This is a genomic window from Sphingomonas sp., assembly GCF_031372575.1.
GTDB lineage: Bacteria > Pseudomonadota > Alphaproteobacteria > Sphingomonadales > Sphingomonadaceae > Sphingomicrobium.
Window position 1 is genome coordinate 1 of sequence record NZ_JANMLM010000026.1, and the last position, 6,857, is coordinate 6,857.

The window sequence follows — 6,857 nt, forward strand, 5'->3', positions numbered from 1 at the left end:
CCGAAATCCGCGACTCGCTGCGCGCGCGCTGACGCCTATTTTGGCATTCCGCTAAGGCCGCTGGCGGTGCGCAGGGCGGCGCCGTCGAGGCGATAACCGTCGAGAATGACGGTATCGACATGGCGCAAATTGCCCAGGTCCTGCTCGACATCGCCATCGACCAGCACCAGGTCGGCTTCCTTGCCGACAGTTATCGACCCGGTACGACGGTCCATGCCCGTCATCCGCGCCGGGACGATCGTGGCCGACTGCATCGCCTCGACATTGCTCAGCCCTGCCTGCCGATAAAGCTCGAGCTCGCGTACCAGTTCGAGCCCGGAACCGTCGGTGCCGGCGACGATCCGGACGCCGGCCTTGTGCATTCGGCCGGTGATCTCGACCAGCTTGGCGTAGCTGCGCTTGAAATCATCGCGGGTCAGGCCGTCGAACAGGGGGTAGCCGCCGATCTTCCACCCGCGAGCGACAAGTGGGGGCGCCACGCCAGCATAAGGCGCATAGGCCGGGGGGATGGCGCTGCCATCGGCGGTCAGGCTGCCTTCCCACACCACCAGCGTCGGATCGATGATCGTACGGCGCTTGGCGAGCTCGGCGTAGAACGCCTGCATCGCCGGTGACGAAAGATCGACATCCTTGCCATATTTGGCCGGGCCTTCAATCCGCGCCGCAGTATTGGCCTTGTCGACCACCGCCTGCGGCATCGCCTGCATCATCAGGAAATTGATATGCGTGACCTCGTCATAGCCCGCGCGCACGGCGTCGATCGGCCGCATGCCGGCGGGAACGTGGCCGTGGACGTGAAGCCCGAGGCGGTGCGCCTCCTTCGCCGCCGGAGCGATCCATTCGGGCTTCATCGAGGTGTAGAATTTGACCCCCCACATCCCCGCCGCCTTGACTTTGCGCACCGCGGCAATCGTCTCGGCCAAGCTGGACACGGTCAACGAGCCCTGCGCGGCGAGCGGATCCTTGCGATCGATGATCACGCTGACCTTGCCATCGGGCGCCAGCAGGTCACCGGCGGCGCGGCGGCGGGCGATGCTCTGCGCATCCTCGATCAGCGAGCCGGGGCTGCGATAGTTGAGCGTCCCGGTCGCGACATTCTGGATCAGGTTCCAGTCGTCGCCACCGACATGAAGGTGCGAATCCCACAGGCCGGGCACCAGGGTCTTTCCGCGGCCGTCGATGGTGGTCGCGCCGGCGGGTGCCTTGATCGAGCCTGCCGCGCCGACTGCAACTATCTTGCCCTTGGCGACCAACACCGCACGATTTCCGCGGTAGCGCCCGGCGATTGCATCAAACAGCTTGACCTGGTCGATCAAAGTCGGGGTCGCATTGGCGGGCGCTAGGAAGCCGCGCGACACGTCGCGCGCCAGCTTCGCGGTCGCGGCCTCCTGAACGGTCTTCAATTTTTCGCGAACGCCTTCATATCCCGCCGGCAGCATGCCCATCCCGCCAGCGAAGCCGAAAAATCTTTTGTCGGTATCGAGCCAAAACGGGGCAGGCGCGAAGCCGGATCCCTTCGTAAATGCCAGTCGCAATTTGCGGGGCCCGTCGGGACCGCTGACCTCGACCTGATCGGCGAGCGAAATGCTGACACGGCCGCTCGGCAGCAATTCAATGCCGTTGTCACCAGCGGCAAGGATCGCGCCAATGTCTTGCTCAAAGGCCAGCCATGGGCCGCCATATGTTGAATAGCGCTTGCCGGCGATCGGCGCCGAACCCTCATCGACCGACGTCCGCCAATGCGCGAGGCCGGCGGAATCGACGCTGTAGGTTTCACCCGCGTCGCCCGAGTCGGTGAAGCCGCGCACGATGATCTGGGTCGGATTGCCGCCGGGGCCGTTCAGAATTGTCTCGTCGGTTTCGGTGATCCAGCCGCGGAGCGACATCGACATGCGATAGGCGTTGCGTCCGTCAGACATCGTCCACGCCCAGATATCGCCATGCTTGCCCGCGTTCGAACTGATCGTGAAATGCCGCGCGTTGGCCGGGGCGACCAGTAATTGCTCCTTTGGCACGGGGACGGCCAAAGCCGGGCCTGCGGACAGGGCGGCGGTGCCGAGCAGGAACGCAGCGGTCAACGAACGGATCATGGCAAATTCCCCCATATTGGAAGGGGCGCAGATTATGCCGACCAGCGACGCGCGCAACCCTGTTTCGGTCGGCCGACGAAGCGCGGGAAAAGTGGAGAGCGTCGGTTGCCCGGCACCCCGCGTTTATTGGAAGGAAAGTCCAGGGGATTCTGTTGCCCGGCTCCCCTGGAGGCCGCTGGAATCCCCTTCTGTTGCCCGGTGGGGTCCGACCGCGCTTTTGTCCTAATAACTACTGACCGTTAGGCCCTTAGTTACGCGGCAATCGCAAGAGCCTGATTATCGTTGGCACTTGTGTGAATGAGCCTTTGCGGTGGTCTCCTACCGATCGGCAACCTGGCCTTTACTGCACTCGTCGATCCTGTTTCGCCCCCATCAGCAACCCGCGCAACCGCAGGGGTTGATGGTGGAGGCGCCGGGGTACTGCCCCCCGGGTCCGAAATGCCTATTCCACCAAATACTCTACCGACATAGCCAGCAAGCTGGCCTGCCCTAGATACGGCTTCGGGCGATAATCTTCAAGCAATTGACAAAGTGTCGCAGTTTGGGGAACCGTTTCGCCCGCGGTGGCGTTGAAACTTGTCTTACCGAAGGCGCGACAACGTCGTCGTGATCAATCAGGGGAATATGAAATGAAGAAGATGTCTTTCGCGCTGGTCGGCGCTGCCAGTCTCGCGCTCGCCGCTTGCGGTGGCAAGGGTGACGATGCCCTGGCCGAGAATGTTCAGGAGAATTTCGACAACGCCGCCGACAACCTCGATGCAGCGGCTGCCAACGCCACCGGCGCCGAAGCCGCAACCTTGGGCAACCAGGCTGACGCGCTGCGCGAAGAAGGCGATCGCAAGGAAGAAGCGATTGACGATGCAGACGTGAATGCCGCTGCGACCAGCCCCAACGCGGTCAACGCAATGTAATAGCGTCGGACCGTCCTCGGATGGTTCGAATGAGAAGGCCGGTGCTGTTCGCGGCGCCGGCCTTTTTCTTGATCCGTTTGATTGCCAGCCGGTCGATGCTGCGCTGACCGTTGTGCTCGATTGACAGTGGCGGTCGTACGCAAAAAAGCCAAGGTTTCGTCAGCCCGGCTCATTCATGATCGATGGCTCCAGAAACACACAGCCGGCTTCGCAACCTTGCGCCCAGACGATTTCGGCCCTGACGTCGTCTCGGCGTTCCAATCGCACGATAACCGGCTCGCCGATCACGATATTTTCTCCATCGTAAAAAGTTTCTCCAGCCTGCAGCCGGAACCCGCCTTCGGAAATGTCGGTAACGACGACGTCCAGCGTATTGCCGTCAGACGTCACTAAGATAGCCTTTTTACGAAGCGCAATCCGGCGAGCGCGCGGATCTTCAGAACTTAACCGTTTCAAGACTATCCCCCGTTTGCCGCCGAAAGCGAGTTACGACGAAGACCGTTTGCCGGATGCAAAACTCCCGTCCTTCGCAGGCCGTCGAAGGCAGATATTCAGTGCGCTTCCCGCCCCAGCGGCTTTTCCTTCAACTCCACCTGCCCTAACCCAGCGCCATGACCGCCCCTGCCATCCCCGCCGCAACCCTGATCGTGATGCGCGACCGAGTTGCGGCACCGCCAGAACTGCTGATGGTCGAGCGCGCTGCCAAACTGGCGTTTGCGGGCGGGGCGATGGTGTTTCCCGGCGGACGAATCGATGTTGGCGATGAAATTGCGGCCGCCGCTGATGATACGCCCCACGCCGCCGCCCGCATCGCCGCGATCCGCGAGACAATCGAGGAGAGTTCGGTCGCCGTCGGGCTCGCGCCGACCCCCGGCCCCGCGCTCACCGCGACCTTGGCCAAGGCGCTCCACGACGGCGGCTCGTTCACCGAATTGCTCGACGATTACGACCTTGCGCTCGATCTCGAACAATTGACCCTGTTCGCGCGGTGGAAACCCGCCTTTCACCAGACGCGGATCTTCGACACCTTGTTCTTCATCGCCGACGCCCCGGATGGCGACTGGATTCCGGCGCCCCAACCCGGCGAGTGCGAGGCGGTGATCTGGATCAGCGCGGCAGCATTGCTCGATCGGATCGCGGCCGGGCACGCTACCGCCATCTTCCCCACCATCCGCAACCTCGAACGCCTTGCCCAGTTCGCGACCGTCGCCGAAGCGCGCGCTGACGCGCTCGCCCATCCGGTCGACACCATCACCCCGTGGGTTGAGGAAGTGGACGGCGTGACCACGCTGCGCATCCCCGAAAACCTCGGCTACCCTATCACAAGCGAGCCGATGGCTAGCGTCACCCGCGGCTTCGGCGCTAACGCCTTCCCGCCCGCGTGAAGCGACCGCTGCGGCGTCTGGCGATCGCTGCCGCCGTCCTTGCAGTCCTGACCTATGCGGGGATCGAAGGCGCGGGCTATGTCGCGCGTCATCCGCAGGATTTTCCGTGGACCGACCTCGACCTCGATCAGCGCGCCGGGCTGTTCACCGGGCCCAAGCTTGCGTCGCTGGGTGACGAGCCGCGCCGCTGCCGCGCCTTGCTGGCCGATGCGGGGAGCATGGACCGCCCCGCACCGCCGCTGATCGCGCAACCGCCATGCGGTTATGTCGATGGCATGAAGCTGGTTCGCCAATCGTCGCAAGCCTTGGATTACCGCCCTGCGGGACTGGTCATCGCCTGCCCGATTGCTGCGGCATTGACGATCTGGGAGCGCGACGTTGTCCGGCCCGCTGCCCGGCGTCACTTCGGGCGCGACGTCATCGCCATCACCCATGCCGGAAGTTATTCGTGCCGCCGCATCGCCGGGCGAAGCGCGTATAGCGAGCATGCTTCCGCCGATGCCCTCGACATCATTGGGTTTCAGCTGTCGGGCGGGCGGACGATCACCGTAATCCGGAACTGGAGCAGCGACCGCGCCAGCGCCGCCTTCCTGCGCGATGTCCGCGATGGGGCGTGCGGGCTGTTCAGCACCGTCCTGTCGCCCGACTATAATCGCGCCCACGCCGATCATCTGCACTTCGATCAGGCGGCGCGCGGCGAATATGGCGGGCGACTGTGTAGCTAGCACCACCGAGTCGCTGCACCGCACAATGAAAAAGGGCCCGCGCCAGTGGCGCGAGCCCTCGTTGCGTTGGCTGTGGGCCGCAGCTTATTTCAGATGGTTCGACAGATGCTTGTTCATCTCGAACATGGTGCAGCTATCCTTGCCGAAAACCTTCTTCAGCTTGTCGTCGGCCAGGATTTCCCGCTTGTTGGCGGGGTTTTGCAGGTTGTTCTTGCGAATGTGGTCCCACACCTTCGACACGACTTCGCTGCGCGGCATCGGATCGTTGCCGATGATCGCGCCGAGTTCGGGCGACGGCTGTACCGGGCGGGCGAGGCCACCCCCTGCTTTACGACCTGTACTGCCTGCTGCTTTTGCCATTTGGCCCTCCTGTTGTGTTCGATGATCGATAGAGCGCAAACCCAACCGCTTTGCAATGCCTGTCGAGAGGGGAATTCCCTAGGGGCGAATGACCGGAAACGGGACGACTTTATTGCCCGCATCATGGCCGATGTCAGCCCGCCCTCCGAAGGGGATTTGGCGGCGGGCGCACCAGTCGCGCACAATTGCTTCCTCGTCACTTTCAAAGTTCGGTGTGTTTTCAATGACATCGCTGACCCGCCCGAGACGCAACCTGCGCACCAAGGCAACCGCTGCACTATCCGTCACATGGAACATCGTCCTGTCGATCCGATAATGCTGCTCGCTCACTTCCTCGATCAGCAACTCAGCTTCGGCAAAGTCGGGTTCGAGAGCAGTCCCAAGTAAATTCGACAGGACGGTCAGGTTGAACGCCAAAGCGGGCCCGTCGAGCCCAGCCTCCAGTGCTGAGTCGCTGCGCTGCACCATCCAGTCGAGCGCGCGAGTGACCGTCGCCTCGCCGCCATTGCGCAAGATGTCCTGCGGCATTGGCCCATGCGCCACCTCGAGCCCGGCCTTGTGGAATGCGGCGAGCAGGAAGCCTGCGTCGCTATAACCAAGGTACGTCTTGGCGAAGGCCGCATCGGGCAGATCCTTCGCGGCGGCTTCGGCAATCCGGTTCGATCCATAGCCACCGCGCGCGAACCACACGGCGTCGACTTGCGGATCGGCCATCACCTCGCGCAGCGCCGCCAGCCGCGCTTCATCCGGCCCCGCAAAATGCCCCGCGGTCAGGAAAGACTGCGGATGGATCGCCAACGCGCAATCGCCCCGCGCCGCCACCATCGCCTCAACCTGCGCGGCGGCGGTCCGATCCAGGCTGCAACTCGGCGCGACGATCGCGATTTTCATCTGAACCCCTATTTGCAACCCGCGCCGTTACTTCATAGGGCAGCGGCGATGAACAATACCATGAACTATTTCTTCTGCGGCATCGGCGGCAGCGGCATGTTGCCCTTGGCGTCGATCCTGCGCGCGCGCGGTTCGCGCGTGGCCGGTTCGGACCGCTCGCTCGATGCCGGGCGGCTGTCGGCCAAGTTCGACTATCTGCGCTCGCTCGGCATTCCGCTCCACGCGCAGGACGGCAGCGGGTTATCCGAGGGCATGACTCTCGTTACCTCAGCAGCAGTAGAGACGACCATCCCCGATGTCGTCCGCGCGGTCGAACTCGGGCTCGACCAAGTCACCCGCCCGCAATTGCTCGCCGAATTGCTCAACGCCGCGCACAAGAGCGTCGCGGTCGGCGGGACCAGCGGCAAGTCGACCGTTACCGGGATGATCGGCTGGATCCTCCATGCCTGCCACCGCCAGCCAACCGTGATGAACGGCGCGGTGATGAAGAATTTC

Annotated in this window: 8 protein-coding genes and 1 other RNA gene; 4 read left to right on the top strand and 5 right to left on the bottom strand. The window is 63.4% G+C overall.

Features of this window, described 5'->3' with window-relative positions:
* Positions 1–35 precede the first annotated feature (35 nt).
* Together RMN73_RS01970 and ssrA are read right to left on the bottom strand one after the other, a co-directional pair.
* Positions 36–2,090, bottom strand: coding sequence for an amidohydrolase family protein (locus RMN73_RS01970; RefSeq protein ID WP_309601640.1), 2,055 nt, complete (start codon positions 2,088–2,090; stop codon positions 36–38).
* A 176-nt stretch (positions 2,091–2,266) separates the two neighbouring features.
* Positions 2,267–2,613: a transfer-messenger RNA gene (gene ssrA, locus RMN73_RS01975) on the bottom strand.
* A gap of 106 nt (positions 2,614–2,719) precedes the next feature.
* Between ssrA and RMN73_RS01980 the strand changes: the two genes are divergently transcribed.
* The gene (locus RMN73_RS01980) at positions 2,720–3,001 is read left to right on the top strand and encodes a hypothetical protein (RefSeq protein WP_309601641.1); all 282 of its coding nucleotides are present in this window, start codon (positions 2,720–2,722) and stop codon (positions 2,999–3,001) included.
* Positions 3,002–3,160: 159 nt separating this feature from the next.
* Here RMN73_RS01980 and RMN73_RS01985 read toward each other — a convergent pair whose 3' ends face one another.
* Positions 3,161–3,457, bottom strand: a complete 297-nt coding sequence (locus tag RMN73_RS01985) for a PilZ domain-containing protein (protein WP_309601642.1) — start codon at positions 3,455–3,457, stop codon at positions 3,161–3,163.
* A gap of 155 nt (positions 3,458–3,612) precedes the next feature.
* Between RMN73_RS01985 and RMN73_RS01990 the strand changes: the two genes are divergently transcribed.
* Together RMN73_RS01990 and RMN73_RS01995 are read left to right on the top strand one after the other, a co-directional pair.
* Positions 3,613–4,386: an NUDIX hydrolase gene (locus RMN73_RS01990; protein WP_309601643.1), complete on the top strand. Its 774-nt coding sequence runs from the start codon at positions 3,613–3,615 to the stop codon at positions 4,384–4,386.
* A complete protein-coding gene (locus RMN73_RS01995) occupies positions 4,383–5,111 on the top strand; it encodes an extensin family protein (RefSeq protein ID WP_309601644.1) in 729 nt (242 codons plus the stop codon). The genes RMN73_RS01990 and RMN73_RS01995 overlap by 4 nt, the downstream gene beginning before the upstream one ends.
* A gap of 84 nt (positions 5,112–5,195) precedes the next feature.
* Here the strand turns inward: RMN73_RS01995 and RMN73_RS02000 are convergent, their stop codons facing one another.
* Together RMN73_RS02000 and RMN73_RS02005 are read right to left on the bottom strand one after the other, a co-directional pair.
* Positions 5,196–5,471, bottom strand: coding sequence for an SWIB/MDM2 domain-containing protein (locus RMN73_RS02000; protein WP_309601645.1), 276 nt, complete (start codon positions 5,469–5,471; stop codon positions 5,196–5,198).
* 78 nt (positions 5,472–5,549) lie between these two features.
* A complete protein-coding gene (locus RMN73_RS02005) occupies positions 5,550–6,362 on the bottom strand; it encodes an LD-carboxypeptidase (RefSeq protein ID WP_309601646.1) in 813 nt (270 codons plus the stop codon).
* A gap of 48 nt (positions 6,363–6,410) precedes the next feature.
* On the opposite strand from RMN73_RS02005, the gene RMN73_RS02010 reads away from it, so the two are divergent.
* Positions 6,411–6,857 (top strand): Mur ligase domain-containing protein (locus RMN73_RS02010; protein WP_309601647.1); only part of this gene is annotated, 447 nt, incomplete at its 3' end.

What these genes read in the sequence shown, in the direction of transcription:
- RMN73_RS01970 (WP_309601640.1), bottom strand. Translation starts at nt 2,090, where the DNA reads ATGATCCGTTCGTTGACCGCTGCGTTCCTGCTCGGCACCGCCGCCCTG.
- RMN73_RS01980 (WP_309601641.1), top strand. Translation starts at nt 2,720, where the DNA reads ATGAAGAAGATGTCTTTCGCGCTGGTCGGCGCTGCCAGTCTCGCGCTC.
- RMN73_RS01990 (WP_309601643.1), top strand. Translation starts at nt 3,613, where the DNA reads ATGACCGCCCCTGCCATCCCCGCCGCAACCCTGATCGTGATGCGCGAC.
- RMN73_RS02000 (WP_309601645.1), bottom strand. Translation starts at nt 5,471, where the DNA reads ATGGCAAAAGCAGCAGGCAGTACAGGTCGTAAAGCAGGGGGTGGCCTC.
- RMN73_RS02005 (WP_309601646.1), bottom strand. Translation starts at nt 6,362, where the DNA reads ATGAAAATCGCGATCGTCGCGCCGAGTTGCAGCCTGGATCGGACCGCC.